This window comes from Novosphingobium jiangmenense (assembly GCF_015694345.1).
Taxonomy (GTDB): Bacteria; Pseudomonadota; Alphaproteobacteria; order Sphingomonadales; family Sphingomonadaceae; genus Novosphingobium; species Novosphingobium jiangmenense.
Genome location: NZ_JADQDC010000007.1, coordinates 106,575 through 126,167, shown reverse-complemented (window position 1 = coordinate 126,167; position 19,593 = coordinate 106,575). Strand labels below are relative to the sequence as shown.

The following is a 19,593-nucleotide window of genomic DNA, read 5'->3' as shown; positions in this document are numbered from 1 at the left end:
TGCTCCTGCCCGTTGTTCGGAGCGAATTCGGGTGCGATTTCGGCAGTTTTCAAGCGGTTCGGGGCAGCTGCGATGTTGTGGCGTAGGATTGGTAAGGCTGGCGCAGATCACGCCGGCAGGACCGGCGAGCCCGCACCAGCTTGAAGAACATAATAAGAACGAATATCGCTTCTGCCTGCCGATTCGGCTTCAGCACAGGAACGATGATCATGCAGCACAACATGGCGCTGCGCGAGGCTGCGCGCGCGATCTACGAAAGCGTTTATCCCAGCAGCGACTGGACCCCGGTGCCGTTCGACGAGGCTGAGCGCTACGGAACGATCCACTATCGCAATGCCGTCGATGCGGCCCGCCGGGCAGACGCGTGCCTCAATGGCGATGTCGCCCACCAACTCGTGCTGATCTGAGCCATGAAGGTCCGCATCACGGATGCCGAGCTGGCGCGCTGCATCGGGATTGGCCTCGCGGTCACCGGCAAGCGCGGGCAGAGCATGGACGCCGAGGTCAGCATCCTGCGCCAACTCGGCCGCTATGATCTCTTTCGCAATGCTGATGCGGCCGAAGCGATGTCGAGCGACGTCCCGCTGTTTCCGGATGACTATGGCGTGGCGCGCGCGAAAGAAGTCTTCGAGGCGAAGACTGCCGAGTTGCGCGCCCGGCATGGCGATTTTAACTGGCCTTTGAAGCTCGACCGCACGTCCGGCAGCTAGATCCCGATCCCGCGCGAATGGCCAAGTGTCCAGTCGATGCCCCCGCCAGCCTTGAGCGTTCCGGTGACGTGCTGGCCGAGATGCCCATCGAGAGCGGGGCGCCAGGGGACCAGCGCAAAGCCGAGGCCATCATCGATCATCGCAAAACGTCCCGATGCGAGGTTCAGCCGCTGCCGATAGGTTCCGGCAACAGGCTCGCCATCGCCCGTCGGCCGATAAGGCAGGCCCGTCTGCCCTGTAATGGCTTCGCCGACCTCTGCCAGTTCGCGCGATCGCAGCACGTTCAGAATATCCCGCGCCAGAACGACACGGCTCGCGCGGCGTGTGGCCAGACCTTCGCTGACCAGATGCTCGGCCCGATCGCGTTTGGCTTGCTCGATCTCCACGCCGAACCCGCCGCCGGTGGGAACGGGTTCGGATGCAAGCAACTGTCGGTCGAGCCAAGTGCTGCCGCGCGCTTTGACCTGATCTCCCAAAGCCAGATCAGACTGGACCCACAATGACGTACCGGGCCGGCCGCCGCGATCAGTCCAGGTTCTGAGCTCGACGATCGCGCCCGGAGCGGCATCGCCGGTCCGCTCAAGGTCGGCGAAGCGCAAATGGTGCAGCCGTCCATCGGCACCATCGATAACAGCATAGGCACTTCCCGCCAGTTCGTCGTGGAGCCCGCGTGCGACCAGGCGGCCAATGATGCGCTCGGAATGGGCGGGATCATGCAGGGCAAAGTGCTCGCCACTGCGTTCGATACCGAGCTCGCCCATCGCACGGTGCATCGTCTTGATGATGTCACGCCGGACGCCGAGCTGGCGCAATGTCGGTTCGAGATCCGGTTTTAGCGTCCAGCATCCGGGTACGACGCGCGACGCAAGACCGAGGCGCTCCAGCTTTCCGACGCGACCGATCAGGTGGCGCTCCATCGAGGTCTGCGGCCGTTGCTGCTCGGGTCGCAGATCGACCAGGCCGCCAAGTCCATCGGCGATGCGCTGCAATCTTCGGTCGAGGCTGGTCCAACGGTCGGCGCCCACCTCGCGGGCCAGTGCCCGGTCGATCTCGCGCTCGGTGCGCGGGCCGAGTTCGATCGTTACACGCTCTTCGGCGCGGTTGCGCATGCCCTCGCGGATGTAGTCCTTGTCGATGACAAGGTCGCGGCCATCGTCGGCCTTGCCCCTGACTAGAATGTGGATGTGGGGATTGTCGGTGTTCCAGTGGTCGAGCGCGACCCAGTCGAGCTCTGTTCCAAGGTCCCTGGCCATGTCACGCACCAGTTCGCGGGTGAACGTCCGGACATCGGCAAGTTCGCCCGAATCCTCCGGCGAAACGATGAAACGGAAGTGATGCCGGTCGCCAGCGCAGCGCTCGGCGAAGGCAGCGCCGTCCGGTGGTTGATCGCCTGCGCCGAACAGGGCGGCATCCTGCCCGTCGCGGGTCACGCCTTCGCGCTTGAGGTACGTGATGTGGCGCGCGAGCGGCGCGGCGGTGAACCGCGAGCCGACGTGCCGGACCACGCGCGCCTTGACCACGACGCGGCGCTGGCCCTGGCTCGCCCGCATGCGGAGCGCGGCACTGCGGCCGCGGGCGTTACGGCCGGTGCTCCGGCGGCCCCCCGCGGTAATCCCTACGCGGCCAGCCTTGTTCGACAGCGCGCGAACCTGAGCGACCAGCGACTTGGGTTTGCCCGACCTGCCGCCACGGTCGCGGACCTGTCCGGGCCTGATCCGGAAGTCTTCGTCGCTCATCTGGAGAGGCGGTGGCGGAAGGGCGACGGCGCTAAAAATGGCCGAACCGCGTGGTTTTCTGGACATCGTGCCAGCAGGGCTTGCTCGCGGCTGGCGCCGAAAGGCCAGCAATTCCAATCACCTCCAACCCACCCGACGGCGCTGCTTTTATCTTGCCATCCTCCCCGTCCCTTCCGTCCTACCAGCCCCCATAGGACCGAGCCCACGCCAATCCACGCCATCACGCGCGAGAGGGGCCAAGCGGCCTTCACTGCGACGCCGTGCCCACGACGGGAGCGAACAGGCCGCCCAAAGGGCGAGCGGGCTCCCGCGAAAACTGCAAAGGCGCGGCGGTGACAAGGGAACCGGATGCGCCGTCGCCGCGCGCCGCGAAAAGCTGGCTCTGCGTCCAGGACAGGCCGACCGGTTGCACGGGCATGGCGTCGGCGACGCTTGCCGCCATGCCCGAACCCTGCAGCCGGGGTGCAATGCGCGCGACATAGCTGACGGTCTCGGCGGGCAGCGGGCGCCCCTTGTCGCGCCAGTCCTCGTAGCGGCCAGGACCCGCATTGTAGGCGGCCAGAAAGCCGGACGCGCCGTAGCTGTCATACAGTTCGCGCAGATATCCCGTGCCAGCCAGAATGTTGTCGCGCGGATCGAACGGGTCGCTGCCGAGACGGAACCGGGCGCGCTGGCGCGCCCAGGTTGCCGGCATCAACTGCATCAGGCCCATTGCTCCTGCGGACGAGACCGCCCCGACTCGCCCCGCGCTTTCGATGCGCATGACCGCATAGATCCACGCCTCGGGAATGCCGAAGCGTTGGGCGGACTCGGCCACATGGGAAGCAATCGCGATGGTACGCGGCGGCGCCGGGTCGGCCGAAACCTGCCCGAAGGCAGGGGCGGCGGCGGCCAGTGCCAGCGCAGTCGAGGCGTGGCGAAGCATGCGGAGCGGCTCCATGGCTCAGTTAGCCGCGTCGCGCCGCGCTGGCCGCGACCAGACGAGGACATGGGCATTGCCGTCACCCTGGAACAGGTTGGCGCGCAGCGGCTGGATGAACAGCGGATCGTCGATCTGCAGCGTGAGATATGCACCGGCCTTCTCACCGGTGCGTCTCCAGGCCGCTCCGATTTCCTTGGCTTCGTCGTCTTCACCGGCGATGATGCGGTAGTCCGGTGCGTTCTCGCTGTCCGAAGGATCGGCCGGAACGAGGACGAGATCGATATCGAGCGAGAGCGTGTGCAGGTGGCCCGCATAGCCGCCTTCGGCGGCAACAAAGGTTCCTATACGCATGGTTCAGTCTCCTGCTGGGGGTTGAGGTCGGTCGAACTGACGGGGATCGGCAAACCAGACGTGGCGACCATCGCCAGCCTCGTCGGTCCACACGGGCGCTGCGCGGCCGATCACATTGCTGACACGCAGCTTGCCGAAGTAGCGGCCATCGAAACTGTCCGGTGCAGCCAGGTTCATGACGAAGAGTTCGCCGGTGTGGAGTGTGTGGCACCCCGCCCAGGCGGGGAGCGGACGGCCGTGGCTGTCGCGGGCGCGTGCCACGCCGGCGAATCTGCTGTCTATGGTCACGCCGTGCCCGAAGCGGCAGACGCGCTGACCGCTGACGGCAGCGACGCGCTTCAGCAGCGGAACGCCGGCCGGGAGATAGTGCCGTTCGGCGAGCAAAGAGCGGAGCGGTACGGGCGGCTCGATCGCCACGCGTTCGCCAACATGGAGGCTGGCGCGACCACGGATCGCGTAGAGCCCGGTGGGTACACTCGCACTGACATTCCAGACCGCATAGTGCGTTATCGGCACGGTCAGCGTGGCCAGCGTGGCGAGCGCCACGGCGGCGGCGGCGATAGTGGCCCGGGCCTTCATGGCAGCAGTTTCCGGCGCAGCAGCCAAGCATGATGGCGCGCGGGACTGTAATCACGGGGCTGCTCGCGGCCCGCCAGGCGGTTATGGATGTGGCGCCAGTGATCGGGCGCGACCTCGCAGGGATCGATCCCGGCGCCTTCGATCTGGTCGATCAGACGGAAAACCTGCGCCACCTTCGGCCACCCGCGCACGGCCAGCAGTAGGTCGCCGCCCGGTTGAACTTGCGGCACTGGCGTGCACGTTTTGCCCGGCTCGACTGCGCGAACAATGTCGAGCGATGAGCGCACCGTCCCGTACTGGTTGGACGCCCAGCGCACGAGGCCGAACACCTGGCCGGCAGCGTAGCTCTCTTCCCGGCAGTGGCGATCGATGATCCGCTCGGCGACGGGCTTGCCGAACTTGAGCCAATCTTCCTGCCGACCCTCGTGCCAGACCAGCGCGACGCGGGTCAGCCCGCGGTCGCTATCGTCTCCCGTTTCGGCGGGGAATTGCGGCGGTGCGGCGCCGTTCGTCCACAGGCGCGGCTGCGTTAGCAGGAATCCGAAGGATTCCTTGTTAGCATAGTTAGGAGCGTCAGAACCCGAGGATTTCTGTGCCTTTGCGGGCGATTTCGGTTCCCGATGGTCCGAGCTTGCGGTTCCTAATCGTCCGAGCGGCGCGGTTCCTGATAGTCCGTGTGCCATCACGACATATCCACAGGCTTGGAGGTGACTGGGCGCAGACCGACACGCCGCATCGCGACTTCAAAACTGTCGGCAGGGTGAGCGACGAAGATCAGCCGCTCGCGGCCAAGCGCATGTTCAATGGACAGCGCGTAGCCCGGTAGTGCCTGCCGGCGGACGATATCGCGCAGCTCGAACGCGAAGCGCTTGGGCGGCGACAGCGCTCCGGACTTGAGATGGAGGTGCTGGAAGTCGAAGCTCCAGCCGCCTTTCTGCTTGCCTCCGTGTTTGCGCACAAGACGGTAGAGCCAGCGCTCAAGCCCGCCCGTCAGCGCGAAGTAGGCAGGGTCGATGGTCAGCACGAGCGCCTGATCGATGACGCCTTCGTAGAACCAGTCGGGAATGATCATTTCGATGCCGAGGGCACGGCCCGAGCCGTCGAGACGCTCCTTCCACTCGTTGATCCAGGAGAAGCGATGCCGCCGCCGCGCGTCCCGCTGACGGATCGATGTGGCGATCGTGGTCGACTGCAGCCGGTCGAGACCGGCCTTCAGGCGCTCGTAACTTGCCTTGCCGGTGCCGCGCCGGGTGAAGGCGAGGATCTCGTGCGGTGTCGCGGCAATGAGGCGCGAAGTGGGTCTCCCCCGGTCACGCGCCTCGACGATCTGGCTCGCCACCCAGATAAGTACGTCGGCATCCCAGATGGTCGCCATGCCGTGCTCGGCGGTGGCTTCGACAAGGATCGAGACTTCGCCCATCCGGAAATCGATCGGCGCGACGCGCTTCGACTTGGCGAGGCTGAAGAACGGCCAAGCCATCAGGTCCTGCGCATCGCGGGTGGCGATGTCGCCGCCATGGCTGACGAACAGATCGAGCTGCTCGGCAGCGGAAGAAAAGACCGGAGCGCGGGGCATGGGAAAGTCTCAGCGCCGAACGGGCGGCGTGTAGCCATCGAGGCGCTTGGCCGGATGCACCACGCCGTTGCCGGGATCGCTGGTCGAGCGGCGCAAACCCTGTTCGGCCCAGGCGTCGAGATCGGACACAGAATAAACGATGCGGCCGCCAAGCTTGCGGTAGACCGGCCCGGTGCCGAAACAGCGGTGCTTTTCGAGGGTGCGAGCCGAAAGGCCGAGATGGACAGCGGCATCGGGGGTGCGCAAAAAACGCGCGGTTACAGGTGAGGGTCTGGCGTCCATGGCAAGGCTCCGGCTTCAGCAAGCAGCCGCAGCGGGCTGTCGCTTGGTGTCGCGAGCATTGGCGTGGAGCCGGGGGCTTGAAGGAGTGACAGAATGCGGGCGCGCATTTCTGTCACCCCCCAAACTAGCAGTGCAGGAGGAGCTTCCTGTAATCACGCGCGATCAGGCGGCGCGCCTCGGCAACGAGGCGGAGCACATGACGTCGCTCGCCCGATCCCTTCCACATGGCGCCAGCGAGCGGGCGCTGCTTCGGGAAGACGAGGCCGTAGGCGAGATCGCGCGATGAGGCGCCTGCCTCAAGCGCGTCGTAGATGGCCAGCAGCCGAGCGAAGCGGCCTCGCTGGTAGGCCGACGGTGCGCCCGAGCGGTCAGCGCCTAGGCGTCCGCTTCGGGTCAGCCGATCAAGCCGGGCCGCGGCGGCAAGGCGCACGGAGCAACATGCATCACACGGCACGATCAGCGACAGGACAGGTCGGGCAGCAGCACGTCGTACACAAAGGCGAAGGCGGGCCGGTCCGTGTGAAAAGACAGCATGACGCTCGTTGGTGCTGCGGCCTTCCGTCAGCGGTTCGCAACCTGGGGGAAGCGGAATGGCGCATTGTGCGTCTGGGGTTTCGAGGATGATGACATCAGGCGCAGCGTCGGGTGACCAGAGCGCGGGATCCTGACGGGGATCGGACTTGGGGTTGTTGGGGAAAGCTGAGCCCCCATCGCCGGGACAGGCCCTCCTGTTCTTCCAGGGCAGCGGAAGGCCGCGCTGCCATTCTTGCCAAGGTGGCTGCATAGTCCGCCCGGTAATCCGGATTGCGCCGCAGGAACTCCTGGGCGAAGTCGGCAAAGTCGTGATTGGCGTATTGGCGGGCCATCGAAGGCGACCGCCAGGATGCTTCACCTGACATCGCAATCCCCTTGAGCGCTGTGGCTAACAGGCCAAGCCACAAGCATTTCGCGGGTTTAGATGAGTCGGAAGTAACCGAGAGGGCGTAACGCTGTTCGTACAAGGCCCTGATCAGTACCGGTAGAATACTGATACCATCAGCCCCGCACAGATCGGACGCGCCTATTTTCGGTTGAGCAGGTCACGATAACCAGAGCGAGCAATCCAGCGGGCTCGCTCCAGGTGGCTGGCATGAATGGCTTTCGCCCGTTTCGGGTCCGCAGAAACGTCAAGATTTAACACAATTCTCGCGACTTCCTGCCAGTCCGCCCCTTCGGCGTCTGCATCAAGTAGACGCAAATAGGTGACGAGGTGCGTCTCGTCGTAAGGGGTGATTGTCTCCCCGTCGGGCGAATGATCATCGAGCTTCGGCGTTGTCATGGCGTTTGCCTCGCATCTGATTCGACGCGCGATCTGGCTATAGCACCGTTTTGGTGATTGTATTTGCGGCTAATCATTCTCCCATTTTCGGGAGATCGCTATGCGCCGAACGGACAACTGCAATCGTAACTCATCGTAAACGCGAACGACGCGCTGCAACTGACGACCCGTTTTGCAGAGTATACTCCGTGGTTGAATACTCTGCAATGGTGGTTTGTGCGCGCGATGAAGTTGCGCGAGGTCCTTGCCGCCAATCTGAAACGCCTCCGGCTTGCGGCCAATCTGTCGCAGGAAGAGCTTGCACACCGGGCTGATATCGACCGGACCTACGTCAGCAGCCTCGAGCGCGGTCGTTATAGCGCGTCAGTCGACATGATCGAGAGTCTGGCAGCGGCCCTCGAGACCGAACCCTCCATTCTCCTCGTCAGATTCCCCGGTCCAGGCGATGCCTGATCAGCTGAGACCCCGCCCGGCAGGCGCCGGGCGGGGCTGGCTTGGCGGTCAGTCGCCGTTGGTGCGGCGCGCGCGCGACCAGATCAGGTTGTAGCTCTTGCCGTCCTCGTCGTCGAAGAGGTTGGCGAAGATCGGGGCGGTGAAGCTGGGATCGTCGAGCTTGACCGAGAGATAGTCGCGGCCTTCGTTCGAGGTCTTGGTCCAAGCGGCGCCGATTTCCGCGCGGCCAACGAAGACCCGGTGCGACGGTGCGTTCTCGTTGTCGCTGGCTTCGGGGACGATGCGGACGTTCTTCTGCTGCACCGACATGGTGACGATCTCGCCCTTGTATTCGTTGCCGGTCTTGGTGAAAGTTCCGATGTTGGCCATGATGATTTCTTTCAAGTTGGTCGAACCCGCGCCCATCGCGGCCTCGATGGCTGGTTGATGGCAGGGGCTTGTGCCCGCTGCACCGGGACGGCCGGAACGTGAGTGGAGGACGGCGGCCAGGCGGCTTTCTTGCCTCGCGAGGAATGGGCGGCACGCTCAGGGGAAGAAAGTTGGCGCAGACGGCGTTGCAGCAAGGGATCAAGCGGCGAAGCCATCCCCTGCCAACCAAAGCCATTGACGAGGCGGCATTGGGTCCAGGTCCCGCTTGAGCAGAAATTCATGGCCAGGCCCGGATTTGCCTGACCGGCAGCGAGCAAGGTGATTTCGTTTGTCGCGTGACCGTTGATCGTTTCCGCATCCCGGCCTTCCAGCGACTTCAACGCGCCTGTCGCGGGTCGGTCGAGATCCCGCAATCGGCGGTCGTTGTCCTGGCGCCGAAAGGCCGCGCATTCGTGTCCAGGCTCGACCCGGCACCCGCCTTGGCTGACCCCATCCGGACGACGAGGGCAGAACGCTCCTGATCCCAGCACCTCGCTCGTCACGGCCGATCTGACCGTGCCAGCCCCGTCCGGCACTTGCCGGGCGGGGCTTTGAGGGGGCGTCAACGCTATAGGCGGGCGCGGCTCCATTGCGTCCAGGACGCAGCCGCGATGACAGCGGCGCCTAGCAACGAAACGGTGAGCTGCCATGCGCCCTGGGGCATGGTCGCAGCCGCAATACCGTGAGCAGCGTGATAGCCGGCGATCGCGGCGGGCGCGGAAAAGGCGACGCCAACTACCGCCCGCGTGAGGTCGGACTTGGCGAAGCCCAGCGCGAGTTGGGCGGCGGCGAGCAATGTAATCGCGGCGATGGCGGCAACGGCAAACGCTGCGAGGATGCCGCTGTCACTGCGATAGGTTGCTGAACCCGCGAGGAAGGCGACGAGCAGCGGCAGGGCGTTGAGTGAAAGGCGGAATAGCAGCGCGTAGCACATGAAAACCGCGACAATTATCAGGGTAAGGCCGATCAGCATGGCGTCCTCCTTGAAGCCAAGGGCAAGGGACGCGCTCTCCTCCTCCACCGCAGCGCAATGTGCCCGGCAGTCATAGCAGATATGAGTGCAGGCCGGAATACCCGATGGGCATCCGGCCAGCGCGCGATGTGCGGCGGGGCGCGGTCAGGGGTTGAAGGGGTCATATTCGCGAACGATGCTGCTGGGATCGCCGTCGAACTCGGCGGTCGGGACGGCGGCGTAGCCGTTACCGGCGTGAAACAGGGTGACGCAGACCATCAGGGTGCGCGCGAGGCTCCAGGCGTGACGCTGTGCGATGGTGAGTGACATGTTCGAGCTCCTGTCTCGGAGCAGGGACCATCCCCGCTCGACAGGCTCCGGACAGACGGCGCAAAGCCGCAATCACCACGAAGGTGCTCAGCACCGTAGTGGCCGCACGCGAACGCGTAGCGGACCCTTTACGGGTTGATTGAAGGAGGCTTTGAGGCGGCCAACGGATTGGCCTTTGAGAGTGGGGTTGTTCCCCGATAGATGTGCGGATGGTGGCTCTGGAGCGCCTTGCGCTCGTGAGCTAAGCACTTGCCAATGAACACGGTGCCTAAATCGATAACTCCGGAATTGAAGAGCTTCTGCCAGTCAATTTCGTCCGACCGCCCGGTTTACATCCGATCCAAGCGGTCGTCTGATGCACAAGCCTCGGCCTGCTTTGACAATGTGGCGCGCAAGATATCCCGAGCGGGTGGTTCAATTGCCTACGGTTGGGCGATTTGGCAAATCCCCGGCCTGTACTTTGAGGCTGAGCATCACGGAGTCTGGCGCAATCGACGCGGTGACTTGCTCGACGTCAGTCCGCAGTTGGGAGATGTCGCAAAGATACTTTTCCTGCCGGATGCGGCGGCGGTCTACGATCCAAGTCGGTTTCGGTCCAACGTGATCGCGCCAGCCAGCAACAGCCCCGTTGCGATCGAGTTTGTCGCCATGGCCAAGGCCCGCAACGCAATTCTCGATCGGTATCGAACGGATGAATACATTGCAGTGACCTTGAGCGCCGCAGATCAAGCTGCGCTTGATGCGATAACGCTACGTTTGAACGATCTGTGGAAGTCATTTGGAAAATGATCAGTCTGTGACGAGGCTCATTCAATCGCCCAAACTGAAATCCCAAGCTTGCGCGCCTTGTCGACGAGGTTGGCATTGATCCCATTGCCTGGGCAGGCGACCACGGCCTTGGGCAGCGCTTCCAGCATCTGATCGTTGCGACGGAATGGTGCCGCCTTCTTGAACCGCTCCCAGTCTGGCCGGAACGGGACATGGACGATCTTGCGATTTCGTGCCCAGAGCGACGCGATGTGTTCGCCGCCGGTCGGGTTGCCACCGTGGAACAGGACCATGTCAGGATATTTGGCGAGAACCTTGTCGAGCGCGGCCCAGATGCGATTGTGATCCTGGTAGGCGGGGCCGGACGTGAATGCGATCCGGGTGCCGACTGGCAGCAGTGGCTCGGTTTCTGAGCGGCGTTTGGCAGCAAGGAAGTCGCGGCTGTCGATCATGGCGGCGGTCAGGGTGCGGTGGTTGACCAGTGATCCAGTGCGCGGGGTCCATGCTTTGCGAAAATGCGCTTCAAACTGGTCGGAAGCGGCTTCGCGCATGAACTCCATCGCGTTGCGCCGTTCGATCAGGCCGATGCCTTCATTGATCAGCCGTTCAAGCTCGACCGATTTGACTTCGGAGCCATCCTGTTCACGCTGCCCACGCTTCTGCGCATCCTCGTTGTCGTCGAGGTCGCGCTGGATCCGGCCCTCGGCGCGGTGGAAGAGGTTGGTGAGTGACCAGCACAGGTCCTCAAGGTCGGGTTCGAGCCTGGTGTCGATCATTGTTGCGATCAGCGCGTCGAACATGTCGGCGACAGCGCCGGCGGCGATGCGTTCGTCGGGAAGTGGTCGCGGGTCGGCTTCGTCGGAGAAGGGTCGATAGCCGTAGAGGGCGATTTCATCGAGGAGATGGGCGGTGGGCGACATTTCGTGATCGGGTTCGAAAGGCTCGGACATGATCGGCGTCCTTGAGGTTCTGAGCCGGGCACCTCGCCCGGCCTTTCGGCGATCCCTCTGACCGGCTGGGGCGCGGGCGCACCTGAAAGGCCGAAGCGAAGCGGAGGATGGCGGTGCGGCGGCTATTTTGCTTCGCGATGGAATGGCGCGCGAATTTTTGTCTGTCGCATCGCTTGATGCGATGCTTTGGCGCGCCGCCGGAAAATAGTCGCCGCACCGCCATTGCGGCCGCGCCGCAGCCGGTCTCTTGGATCGCCTCCGAAGAAGGCCGGGCGGGTCCGGCACGACTGCACGGACCTGCGCATCCGGGGATCATCATCCCGATCCCGTCTCGGCCCAGCTCAACGACGCTGGAAACGCGCCCGGTCGGACTCGTGCAACTGATCAACAATCCGCTCGCCAAGCACCGATGGCCCATGTTGGCGCAGGTCGTCGTTGAAGTCGCCCAGCGCGGGCATGAGCGAGAGCAGTTCGATCCCCGCCGTCGATGCCCGGTCGGTCAGGATTGAAAACGCCGCGTCTCCGGCAGCATCGCGGTCGCGGGCAACGTAAAGGCGGCGCAGCACTGGCGAGAACTGAATGGCGGCCAAGTGCGACGAGGAGGTGGCAGCGGCGAGTGGCAACGTCGGCAGGACTTCGCGCAACGACAGCATGGTTTCGATGCCCTCGCCCGCGGCCATGACATCCTGCATGTGCCCGAACCGGATCGCGTTGCCCAGGATATTGCCCATTGCACGGCGCGGCGATGCGACTGCGGCTTTGGCACTTCCAGATGGATCGAGCCAAGTGCGATGCGTGCCGGTCTGGGCGCCGTCGTCATCGGTGACCGATGAGATCAGCGCCGCAAATACACCAGGAGTCCCGGGCACGTCGTCGTCATTGGGCCGATAGTAGCAGCGGGGGTGGAATCGCAATGCTGGCAGGTCGGCGAGATGTACGATGCCGCGCGATTGCAAGTAGGTCGCCGCCAGTGTGCCGATGATGGGCCTGGAAGCAGCGAACAGCCGCCGTGCAGCCGTTGGCGACCCTGCGCGCGCCGGTGGACCGGCCGGGTGCTTCCGCTGTTCGCCGTCAGCCGATGGCGGCAACGACAGGAAGCGCTCGGCCTCATCGATCGTCTCGGCAAGCCGCCCGTGGCGCTGGTTGAGCCGAATGAGATCGATGAGGTCGCCATGTTCGCCGGTGGCGGCATCGACCCAGTTGCCGATTGTGCCGCGCTCGGTCTCGAACAGACGAACATAGAGGCTGCGCCCGGGCGTTCCGGCAACATCGCCGACCATCCAATAGCGCCCCTCGCGCCGACCGGCGGGGAGGTAATGGCGGCAAACTCCTATCGCGTTCTGTGCCAGCCGTTCCGACAGGTCCGCCGCGCGCGTTGAAAGCCTGCCCATTTCAGGCGGCCTTCCTGTCGAGGATGCGGGTCAACGGATGACGGTCGAACAGGCGTTCGAGCACGTGGCAGCCTGCCACTGTGTCGTCAGGGACGAACAGCCTCAGCTTCCAGCTGATGATCTCAGAAAACAGCCCCATCGCTTTCAGCCGGTCAACCGCTGTCGGAGCAAACCCGGTCAGTTCTATGCGGTTCACCTGCATCAACCGCGAGCAGCGCAATTGGAGGCCATCGGCGAGATTGAGCACCGTATGCCCCTCACGCAGTAAGACCAGCGCCTGCGGTGGCGACAGTTCGGGCGTGTCGGTCGTCGCCGTAGCGCTCGCGGCCCATGCCGGGGACACTCTGCGCCCGACGATGCTTATGCCATCGTCGGTCTGGAGCCGGTAGACGCGGGTCGATTCCTCGGGGAGCCGCTTCCAGATTGGCAGCAGCAACCCGGTGACGATGTGCAATTCGCTTTCCGTGAACTCCTCGACCTGCGCCACCTCGGCCTGCCAGGTTGCAGCGAATTCCCGCTCGTCCGCTTCCACCCACGCTGTCTCGGGCAGGTGGCTGAGTGCGAGGTTCAGCCGCTCCATCGGTCGGATCAACCGGACCCGGCGTTCGACCTCGCCATCATCCAGCATCAGACTGCGGGCCGGAAGCTGGACGGCAGCGCGCTTCGAGCGGGAATTGACCAGAAGCCGCGCGCCCGGTTCGCGGAGCAGCTCGATCGCCTTGTCGAGCGTCAGCGGCTGGTTGCGCTCACGCATGGCGATGGTGAGCAGCCGGGTTTCTGCGCCGGTGGCGGGATGGACATATATGGGCTCGCTGCGCGTGACGCTGAAGCTGTCCGCCACAAGCGTTTCCAGCCCGACATCGTAGGAGCCAGCGGCGATCGCACTCTCGACCTTGGCGCTGAGCAACTGCTCGAACACCGTGAACAGCACGTTCTGCATGGCGATGGTCAGCGCCAGCAGCCGATTGAGGAAAGTCGTGATCGGCGGCAGGTCGTCCTTCAGGCATCCACAGCCATCGGTCAGCGATAGCCCGGCCATGGCCTCGAAGGTCGCCAGCGAACAGTGCTCGACCTTTCCCGCATAGATCAGCAGGTAGAACTGCCGCAGCGCTGCATGGGCATATGGGCTTTCGAGATTGTCTTCAGGACGGAACAGCCCCTGGCCGCCCGTCTGGCGTTGGCCGCGGGTAATCGCACCGAGCGTGTCGAGCCGCCGCGCAATGGTCGAGAGGAAGCGTTTTTCCGCCTGAACGTCGGTGGCGACCGGACGGAACAGCGGGGGCTGCGCCTGGTTGGTACGGTTGGTCCGACCGAGCCCCTGGATCGCGGTATCGGCCTTCCAGCCCGCTTCGAGCAGGTAGTGGTGCCGCAGGCGCTGGTTCCGGCTCCCAAGATCCGCATGGTAACTCCTGCCCGTCCCGCCCGCGTCGGAGAAGACGAGTATCGGTTTCTTGTCCTCCATGAACGCCTGCGCTTCGGCGAGATTGGCATGGGCGGGCCGGTTCTCGACAGCGAACCGCTCCCCGTCCGCATCGACCTTGCGGACAATGCGCCGCGAACGTCCGGTCACCTCGGCGACCCTGTCGGTGCCGAACCGCTGGACGATCTGGTCGAGAGCGCCTTGCACCGGCTCCATCGATGCCAGCTTCTCGATCAGGCGGTCGCGCCGGTTTATGGCTTCGCGGCACTCGATCACGTTCCCGGCATCGTCATAGGCAGGACGTGAGGCGAGGTTGCCATCACCATCGGTGTAGGTCTCATAGAGCTGGACCGGGAAGCTGTGCGCCAAATAGTCGAGAACATATTCGCGAGGAGTCACATCGCAGGAAATGTCGTTCCATTCGCCCGGATCGATCTCGGCGAGACGGCGGGACAGCAGGGCTTCGCCAGTCGAGACGATCTGCACGACGGCGGCGTGGCCATCGGCAAGGCCCTGCTCGATTGCCCGGATCAGGGTCGGCGTCTTCATCGCGGTGATCAGATGGTTGAAGAAGCGCTGCTTGGCGGACTCAAAAGCCGAACGGGCTGCCGATTTCGCCTGGCGGTTGAGGGTGCCCTCGCGGCTGCTGGTGACGCCGGAGGCTTCGAGTGCCGCATCGAGGTTGTTATGGATGACCTGGAAGGCCCCGGCATAGGCGTCGTAGATGCGGACCTGGTCGGGGGTAAGCTTGTGTTCGACGAGTTCGTACTCGACACCTTCGTAGGACAGCGAACGGGCTGAATAAAGTCCAAGCGCCTTGAGGTCGCGCGCTAACACTTCCATCGCCGCGACCCCGCCGGCTTCAATGGCCGCGACGAAATCGGTGCGCTTGTCGAACGGGAAGTCTGCGCCGCCCCACAGGCCAAGGCGCTGGGCATAGGCGAGGTTCTCGACCGTGGTCGCGCCGGTTGCCGAGACGTAGAGCACGCGGGCATCAGGCAGCGCGTGTTGCAGCCGCAGCCCGGCGCGGCCCTGCTGCGAAGGAGCGCTGTCGCCCCGGTCGGATTTGCCGCCACCAGCGTTCTGCATCGCATGGCTCTCGTCGAAGACTATGACTCCGTCGAAGTCTGACCCCAGCCAATCGACGATCTGCTGGACCCGCGAAACCCGGTTCTCGCGCACATCGGAGCGTAGCGTGGCATAGGTCGTAAAAAGGATGCCCTGCTCGAGCCGGATAGGTGTGCCCTGGCGGAAGCGGGCGAGCGGCTGGATCAGCAAGGGTTCCTGTCCGAGCGCACGCCAGTCCCGCTGGGCGTCTTCGAGCAGCTTGTCAGACTTCGAAATCCACACCGCGCGGCGGCGGCCCTTGAGCCAGTTGTCGAGCAGTACGCCTGCGACCTGGCGTCCCTTGCCCGCGCCCGTGCCGTCGCCGAGGAACCAGCCTTTGCGGAACCGGACGGCGTTATCGCAATCATCAGGTGCGGCCTCGACCTTGTCCCAGGTGGCATCTACGGCCCAGGCCCCGGCGAGATGTTCGCTATGCGCTTCGCCCGCGTAGATCACGGATTCGAGCTGGGCGTCGGAGAGCAAGCCCTGTTCGACTAGCCCATCGGGCAGATGAGGCTGGTACCTCGGTTTGGGCGGGGCGACCGAGGCCATGGCGGCGGACTGGACGAGGCGGGTGGGATGCGCTTGCGCGCCCGGGATCCGGATCGATTGCAGCACATAAGGCTCGTAGAGGGCGTCGGTCAGGCGGCCGCCAGTGGTCGCAGCACAATCGACAGTGTCATAGTCGAGCACGGTTCCGGCAGGTTCAACCGGCGGCACGGCAAGAAGGCGGGGTTTGGGTTCGACGACGCGGCGACTGGCGCTAGCGATCTTTTCCGGCGACGTGACGGCAGGCAAGACCGCAACCGGCGCCCGCGCTGGCAGTGCATCGACCAGCGTTCGCAGCAGGCTTGGCAGGTCGGTGGCCATCTCATGCGACTGCGGAAAGACGCCGGGATCGGCTGCAGGCACCTTGTCGATTACGGTCAACCGGGTCTCGAAAGTCGTACCGTGGCTGGCGTAGATGCTGCCTGCGATCGGCGCGGTGAAGACCACCCGAGCGCCTTCCTGCAACCGAATGAAACTGCCGCGCCAGTCGGCATGATCCGATGCACAGTTCCTCCCCGTGATCGCGACGAGCCTCCCGCCATCGGCAAGTCGGGCCAACGCTGAGGCAATATGCCGGAATGCGGCATCGGCGACGCGGGTCTCGACGCCGAGTGCGGCCGAGAATGGCGGGTTCATGACGACGCAGCTTGGTTCCAAACCGGGTTCGAGCCGATCATGAATCTGCGCCGCATCGTGCGCGGTCACGCACGCACCCTCGAACAGAAGCTGCAGCAGCGCGTGGCGTGTGTCGGCGACCTCGTTGAGCGCGAGGCCTGCGCCGGCAAGTTCGGCCTGTATCGCCAGCAACCCGGTTCCCGCCGACGGTTCCAGTACCAATTCGCCCGGCTGAATGTTCGCGGCGAACCCGGCGACCCAGGCGAGGCCAAGCGGCGTCGAGAACTGCTGGTATTGTACCATGTCCTCGCTGCGCCGGGTGTGGGTGGGGGCGAGCCGGGAAATGCGTTCAATGAGCTTCAGCCGCTCGAACGGGTCGGCGGTCTTGGCGTGGATGGCAGGGCCATAGCGGCGCAGGAACAGCAACTGGGCGATTTCGACCGCTTCGTAAGCGGTCTTCCAGTCCCAGGCCCCGCTGGCATCGCTTGCACCAAAGGCCGATTGCATGGCGGTGCGAATGGCGGGAGCCTCGATCCGGCGACCGGCGGCAAGATGACCGAGTAAGTCTTGGGCGGCTGCAATGATGAAGCGGGCAGTCTGGTCCGGACGAGCGGAAGCAAGCGGGCGCACGGCGGCACCCGCCAGTGACGAGTTGGTCATGTCATGATCCTTCGATTGGAGTTGTGGTGATGCCTGGCCGCGCTCAAGCGGGCGGAATGTAGGCCTCGTAAGGGTTGCCGGGGGCGGGATGACCAAACGGAGTCATCACATAGGCGTCGCCATCGCGGCCAACTGCACAAAGGACATAGCGGGTCTCACCGCTGCCGACCTCGGTGCATTCCATCAGCGCGAGGTTGTCTTCGCGAGCTGCCCTCAGCAGCGTTTGGAAGTTGGTGCGGGCATATTCGGGGATAGCCATCGGCGGCTCCTGGTTTTGGGAACATCGGGAGATGGCGGGGCGACCGAAGCCGCCCCGCGCACCGGTTCACTCGGCGGCGATCGCCAACGGATCGAACTCGTTATCCTCGTCATTGAGGAAGTCGGGCAGCTCAGTGTCAGGCGCTTCCTTTTCGGCAGCTTCGACAACTGGCAGTCGCAGCGGTTCGGGTAGCCAGCCCGTGTCTTCAAGCAGCCGTTCGGCCTCGCGCGCCATGTCGCCCTTCTTGAGATGCTCGATCAGCACGGCGGTCGCATCGCCCCTGGCTTCGCGGACGGCCTCGACGATCCGGGGCTTGGTCACGCGGCCAAGGTAGTTGTCGACTGTGGGGGTCCAGCCTGCCTCGGCCATGTCGAGGCCGACGACCGATGCCAGGGCATCAGCCGCAGCGATCCGGGAGGCAATGCCGTGTGCGGTTATCTGGCCGCCGTAGCCCTTGACCGGTTCGAACAGCGCGTTGACGCCGAGCGAGACGCAGTGAGCGAGAAGCGCCATCTGCTCGTTGTGGGCGAGCGCGGTTAGCGCATCCCACAGCGCGCCAGGCTCGTCGGGCAGGCGCGCCGCCCACTGCTCGTGCCGTTCCTGGATCGCCAGGCTCCACGGCGTTTCCCGCAGGTCCGGAGCGACATTGCCGAGCCAGGCCTGGGTGACGCCGATCTGCACGCAGCCATGGGTGCCGTGCGGCCGAAACACCGACAGGGCGAGTGCGTGGAGAACGGCAATGAATGCCGCCTGTGAATCCTGCGCGAGAGCATTGCGCAGCGCCACCGTGCGCACGGCCGTCAGCTCCGAAACGAGCCTGTCGGGAAGCGGGCGGATGGTGTCGTCCTCCTCATCGCCCTGGTGCTCATCCTGGACCTGACCGCCAACGCTGATCGCCGGGCCGGTTCCCTGCTGGCCTGATTCGCGATCGACTGATATGCCCCGGTCGTCGGCAACCGGTTCGTCCTCGGGCCGGACATAGCCGCGATCGATCCGCAGCCGACCATCATGGGCCAGCGAGACGAACACGCCCGCGCGTGCCATCTCTTCGGGTTCATAGACCACCGGGCGAGAGGTGAGCGGTGTCAACTCGGCATCGATCTCGGTCAGCCGGGCATCGACTTCGTCGGGCAGGTCGCAGCCATCGCGGTATTCCTCGCCGATGGCATCGTATTCCTCGACCAGTGCATCCAGCCGCGCCTGTTCCTCGTCGGTCAGCGGAACCGTCGTGCCGATGATCCGGCGCTTGCCGCGCTCGCAGCCGAAAGGAAGGTCGATGGCGGCTTCGACCCATTTCCAGCCCTCGGCGCCGATTTCCTGCGCCGCTTCATTGAGCTTTTCGTTCACCAGCAATTCGACCAGCGCCGGATCCTGCAACCAGCCATCCTCTTCGGCCGAGAACAGGTCGCGCATCACATAGCCGCCGGCCTCGGTGTAGGCGTCGATGCCGATGAAGCGGACACGGCGGTCACTGGCGGCAATCGCCTGTTCGGTCAGCAACCGGCGGATCTGGTGCGCGGAGATGTACTGGCTGCCATTCACCTGCTCCCAGACCTGCTCCTGGCGGGCATGGTTGTCGGTGACCGAGAAAGCCATGAGTTGTTCGAGCGACATGCCGTCTTCGCCGTACACATCGAGCAGACTGGGTGAGACCGACGCGAGCCGCAGGCGCTGCCGCACGGTCGAGACCGAGACGAAGAAGCGCGCCGCGATGTCCTCCTCCGAGAAACCTGCCTCGATCAGCGCGCTGAAAGCGCGGAACTGGTCGAGCGGGTGGAGCCCCTCGCGCATCACGTTTTCGGCGAGCGAGTCTTCTTCGGCGATGCCGCCCTCGCGCACCACGCAGGGGACGGGCTGGTCTTTTGCCATACGCTTCGACTTCACCAGCAGTTCGAGCGCGCGGAAGCGGCGGCCCCCGGCCGGAACCTCGAACAAACCGGTTTCCTGGCCATTATCGTCCAGCATGGCGCGGACGTTGAGGCTCTGGAGCAGGGTGCGGCGATAGATGTCTTCGGCAAGGTCCTCGATCGAGAGACCCGCCTTCACGCGCCGGACGTTCTTCTGGCTCAGCACCAGCTGCGAGAACGGGATGTCGCGCGAGGAACTGAGCACGAGCTTGGGAACAGACTTGGTCATGGCAATTCTCCATGACGGGCGCCGGGAGCCTTTCTCTCGGCCTCGACCCGTCACGAAGCGAAGCGCCGCCCTCTCACTCTGGAGAGGGCAGCGCCACGCTTGAGCAATACCGTGATGGCCC

Annotated in this window: 23 protein-coding genes; 4 read left to right on the top strand and 19 right to left on the bottom strand. The window is 64.6% G+C overall.

All coding sequences use genetic code 11. The features are described 5' to 3' along the window. Window positions 1-209 precede the first annotated feature (209 nt). A complete protein-coding gene (locus I2488_RS11870; RefSeq protein WP_196276020.1) occupies window positions 210-407 on the top strand; it encodes a hypothetical protein in 198 nt (65 codons plus the stop codon). A gap of 3 nt (window positions 408-410) precedes the next feature. Continuing rightward, the gene (locus I2488_RS11865; RefSeq protein ID WP_196276019.1) at window positions 411-710 is read left to right on the top strand and encodes a hypothetical protein; all 300 of its coding nucleotides are present in this window, start codon (window positions 411-413) and stop codon (window positions 708-710) included. Here the strand turns inward: I2488_RS11865 and I2488_RS11860 are convergent. The 10 genes from I2488_RS11860 to I2488_RS11815 form a co-directional block, all read right to left on the bottom strand. Continuing rightward, window positions 707-2,446: a relaxase/mobilization nuclease domain-containing protein gene (locus tag I2488_RS11860; RefSeq protein ID WP_196276018.1), complete on the bottom strand. Its 1,740-nt coding sequence runs from the start codon at window positions 2,444-2,446 to the stop codon at window positions 707-709. The genes I2488_RS11865 and I2488_RS11860 overlap by 4 nt on opposite strands. Window positions 2,447-2,693: 247 nt before the next feature. Continuing rightward, window positions 2,694-3,371 carry a lytic transglycosylase domain-containing protein gene (locus I2488_RS11855; protein ID WP_246465636.1) on the bottom strand — a complete coding sequence of 226 codons (678 nt, stop codon included), beginning with the start codon at window positions 3,369-3,371 and terminating at the stop codon, window positions 2,694-2,696. Window positions 3,372-3,389: 18 nt separating this feature from the next. Beyond that, on the bottom strand, window positions 3,390-3,719 hold the full coding sequence (locus I2488_RS11850; RefSeq protein ID WP_196276016.1) for a DUF736 domain-containing protein: 330 nt from the start codon (window positions 3,717-3,719) through the stop codon (window positions 3,390-3,392). A gap of 3 nt (window positions 3,720-3,722) precedes the next feature. After that, window positions 3,723-4,298 (bottom strand): S26 family signal peptidase, encoded by a 576-nt coding sequence (locus I2488_RS11845; RefSeq protein WP_196276015.1) that lies wholly within the window; start codon window positions 4,296-4,298, stop codon window positions 3,723-3,725. Further along, on the bottom strand, window positions 4,295-4,981 hold the full coding sequence (locus I2488_RS19605; protein WP_196276094.1) for a DUF2840 domain-containing protein: 687 nt from the start codon (window positions 4,979-4,981) through the stop codon (window positions 4,295-4,297). Before I2488_RS19605 ends, I2488_RS11845 begins: the two co-directional genes overlap by 4 nt. Next, window positions 4,981-5,874: a replication initiator protein A gene (locus I2488_RS11835; protein WP_196276014.1), complete on the bottom strand. Its 894-nt coding sequence runs from the start codon at window positions 5,872-5,874 to the stop codon at window positions 4,981-4,983. Before I2488_RS11835 ends, I2488_RS19605 begins: the two co-directional genes overlap by 1 nt. Before the next feature lie 9 nt (window positions 5,875-5,883). Next, window positions 5,884-6,156, bottom strand: a complete 273-nt coding sequence (locus I2488_RS11830) for a helix-turn-helix transcriptional regulator (RefSeq protein ID WP_196276013.1) — start codon at window positions 6,154-6,156, stop codon at window positions 5,884-5,886. 124 nt (window positions 6,157-6,280) lie between these two features. Next, window positions 6,281-6,610, bottom strand: coding sequence for a DUF2285 domain-containing protein (locus I2488_RS11825; protein ID WP_343071056.1), 330 nt, complete (start codon window positions 6,608-6,610; stop codon window positions 6,281-6,283). A 175-nt stretch (window positions 6,611-6,785) separates the two neighbouring features. After that, window positions 6,786-7,055, bottom strand: a complete 270-nt coding sequence (locus I2488_RS11820; RefSeq protein WP_281390061.1) for a transcriptional regulator domain-containing protein — start codon at window positions 7,053-7,055, stop codon at window positions 6,786-6,788. A 161-nt stretch (window positions 7,056-7,216) separates the two neighbouring features. Next, window positions 7,217-7,474, bottom strand: a complete 258-nt coding sequence (locus tag I2488_RS11815) for a DNA -binding domain-containing protein (protein ID WP_196276010.1) — start codon at window positions 7,472-7,474, stop codon at window positions 7,217-7,219. Window positions 7,475-7,666: 192 nt separating this feature from the next. On the opposite strand from I2488_RS11815, the gene I2488_RS11810 reads away from it, so the two are divergent. Further along, on the top strand, window positions 7,667-7,927 hold the full coding sequence (locus I2488_RS11810; protein WP_246465635.1) for a helix-turn-helix domain-containing protein: 261 nt from the start codon (window positions 7,667-7,669) through the stop codon (window positions 7,925-7,927). Between the two features lie 48 nt (window positions 7,928-7,975). Here I2488_RS11810 and I2488_RS11805 read toward each other — a convergent pair whose 3' ends face one another. The 4 genes from I2488_RS11805 to I2488_RS11790 all read right to left on the bottom strand — a co-directional run bounded on the left by I2488_RS11805 (window position 7,976) and on the right by I2488_RS11790 (window position 9,617). Beyond that, window positions 7,976-8,296, bottom strand: coding sequence for a DUF736 domain-containing protein (locus tag I2488_RS11805; protein WP_100868183.1), 321 nt, complete (start codon window positions 8,294-8,296; stop codon window positions 7,976-7,978). An 11-nt stretch (window positions 8,297-8,307) separates the two neighbouring features. Then, window positions 8,308-8,676: a hypothetical protein gene (locus I2488_RS11800; protein WP_196276009.1), complete on the bottom strand. Its 369-nt coding sequence runs from the start codon at window positions 8,674-8,676 to the stop codon at window positions 8,308-8,310. Window positions 8,677-8,903: 227 nt separating this feature from the next. Further along, window positions 8,904-9,308: a hypothetical protein gene (locus I2488_RS11795; protein WP_196276008.1), complete on the bottom strand. Its 405-nt coding sequence runs from the start codon at window positions 9,306-9,308 to the stop codon at window positions 8,904-8,906. A gap of 144 nt (window positions 9,309-9,452) precedes the next feature. Then, window positions 9,453-9,617, bottom strand: coding sequence for a hypothetical protein (locus I2488_RS11790; RefSeq protein ID WP_196276007.1), 165 nt, complete (start codon window positions 9,615-9,617; stop codon window positions 9,453-9,455). Between the two features lie 255 nt (window positions 9,618-9,872). Between I2488_RS11790 and I2488_RS11785 the strand changes: the two genes are divergently transcribed. Beyond that, window positions 9,873-10,406 carry a hypothetical protein gene (locus I2488_RS11785; protein ID WP_196276006.1) on the top strand — a complete coding sequence of 178 codons (534 nt, stop codon included), beginning with the start codon at window positions 9,873-9,875 and terminating at the stop codon, window positions 10,404-10,406. 17 nt (window positions 10,407-10,423) lie between these two features. On the opposite strand, the gene I2488_RS11780 is transcribed toward I2488_RS11785, so the two are convergent. The 5 genes from I2488_RS11780 to I2488_RS11760 all read right to left on the bottom strand — a co-directional run bounded on the left by I2488_RS11780 (window position 10,424) and on the right by I2488_RS11760 (window position 19,472). Further along, the gene (locus tag I2488_RS11780; RefSeq protein ID WP_196276005.1) at window positions 10,424-11,335 is read right to left on the bottom strand and encodes a DUF2493 domain-containing protein; all 912 of its coding nucleotides are present in this window, start codon (window positions 11,333-11,335) and stop codon (window positions 10,424-10,426) included. A gap of 341 nt (window positions 11,336-11,676) precedes the next feature. Next, window positions 11,677-12,726: a DUF7146 domain-containing protein gene (locus tag I2488_RS11775; protein ID WP_196276004.1), complete on the bottom strand. Its 1,050-nt coding sequence runs from the start codon at window positions 12,724-12,726 to the stop codon at window positions 11,677-11,679. 1 nt (window position 12,727) lies between these two features. Further along, window positions 12,728-17,077, bottom strand: a complete 4,350-nt coding sequence (locus I2488_RS11770) for a strawberry notch family protein (protein WP_196276003.1) — start codon at window positions 17,075-17,077, stop codon at window positions 12,728-12,730. A gap of 43 nt (window positions 17,078-17,120) precedes the next feature. After that, window positions 17,121-17,336, bottom strand: a complete 216-nt coding sequence (locus I2488_RS11765) for a DUF6117 family protein (RefSeq protein ID WP_196276002.1) — start codon at window positions 17,334-17,336, stop codon at window positions 17,121-17,123. Window positions 17,337-17,402: 66 nt separating this feature from the next. Continuing rightward, window positions 17,403-19,472 (bottom strand): ParB/RepB/Spo0J family partition protein, encoded by a 2,070-nt coding sequence (locus I2488_RS11760; RefSeq protein WP_196276001.1) that lies wholly within the window; start codon window positions 19,470-19,472, stop codon window positions 17,403-17,405. Between the last annotated feature and the right edge of the window lie 121 nt (window positions 19,473-19,593).

Bases quoted from the DNA above. Each gene is read 5' to 3' on its own strand.
- I2488_RS11870 (WP_196276020.1), top strand. From the start codon at position 210: ATGCAGCACAACATGGCGCTGCGCGAGGCTGCGCGCGCGATCTACGAA.
- I2488_RS11865 (WP_196276019.1), top strand. From the start codon at position 411: ATGAAGGTCCGCATCACGGATGCCGAGCTGGCGCGCTGCATCGGGATT.
- I2488_RS11860 (WP_196276018.1), bottom strand. From the start codon at position 2,446: ATGAGCGACGAAGACTTCCGGATCAGGCCCGGACAGGTCCGCGACCGT.
- I2488_RS11855 (WP_246465636.1), bottom strand. From the start codon at position 3,371: ATGCTTCGCCACGCCTCGACTGCGCTGGCACTGGCCGCCGCCGCCCCT.
- I2488_RS11850 (WP_196276016.1), bottom strand. From the start codon at position 3,719: ATGCGTATAGGAACCTTTGTTGCCGCCGAAGGCGGCTATGCGGGCCAC.
- I2488_RS11845 (WP_196276015.1), bottom strand. From the start codon at position 4,298: ATGAAGGCCCGGGCCACTATCGCCGCCGCCGCCGTGGCGCTCGCCACG.
- I2488_RS19605 (WP_196276094.1), bottom strand. From the start codon at position 4,981: ATGGCACACGGACTATCAGGAACCGCGCCGCTCGGACGATTAGGAACC.
- I2488_RS11835 (WP_196276014.1), bottom strand. From the start codon at position 5,874: ATGCCCCGCGCTCCGGTCTTTTCTTCCGCTGCCGAGCAGCTCGATCTG.
- I2488_RS11830 (WP_196276013.1), bottom strand. From the start codon at position 6,156: ATGGACGCCAGACCCTCACCTGTAACCGCGCGTTTTTTGCGCACCCCC.
- I2488_RS11820 (WP_281390061.1), bottom strand. From the start codon at position 7,055: ATGTCAGGTGAAGCATCCTGGCGGTCGCCTTCGATGGCCCGCCAATAC.
- I2488_RS11815 (WP_196276010.1), bottom strand. From the start codon at position 7,474: ATGACAACGCCGAAGCTCGATGATCATTCGCCCGACGGGGAGACAATC.
- I2488_RS11805 (WP_100868183.1), bottom strand. From the start codon at position 8,296: ATGGCCAACATCGGAACTTTCACCAAGACCGGCAACGAATACAAGGGC.
- I2488_RS11795 (WP_196276008.1), bottom strand. From the start codon at position 9,308: ATGCTGATCGGCCTTACCCTGATAATTGTCGCGGTTTTCATGTGCTAC.
- I2488_RS11790 (WP_196276007.1), bottom strand. From the start codon at position 9,617: ATGTCACTCACCATCGCACAGCGTCACGCCTGGAGCCTCGCGCGCACC.
- I2488_RS11785 (WP_196276006.1), top strand. From the start codon at position 9,873: ATGAACACGGTGCCTAAATCGATAACTCCGGAATTGAAGAGCTTCTGC.
- I2488_RS11780 (WP_196276005.1), bottom strand. From the start codon at position 11,335: ATGTCCGAGCCTTTCGAACCCGATCACGAAATGTCGCCCACCGCCCAT.
- I2488_RS11775 (WP_196276004.1), bottom strand. From the start codon at position 12,726: ATGGGCAGGCTTTCAACGCGCGCGGCGGACCTGTCGGAACGGCTGGCA.
- I2488_RS11770 (WP_196276003.1), bottom strand. From the start codon at position 17,077: ATGACCAACTCGTCACTGGCGGGTGCCGCCGTGCGCCCGCTTGCTTCC.
- I2488_RS11765 (WP_196276002.1), bottom strand. From the start codon at position 17,336: ATGGCTATCCCCGAATATGCCCGCACCAACTTCCAAACGCTGCTGAGG.
- I2488_RS11760 (WP_196276001.1), bottom strand. From the start codon at position 19,472: ATGACCAAGTCTGTTCCCAAGCTCGTGCTCAGTTCCTCGCGCGACATC.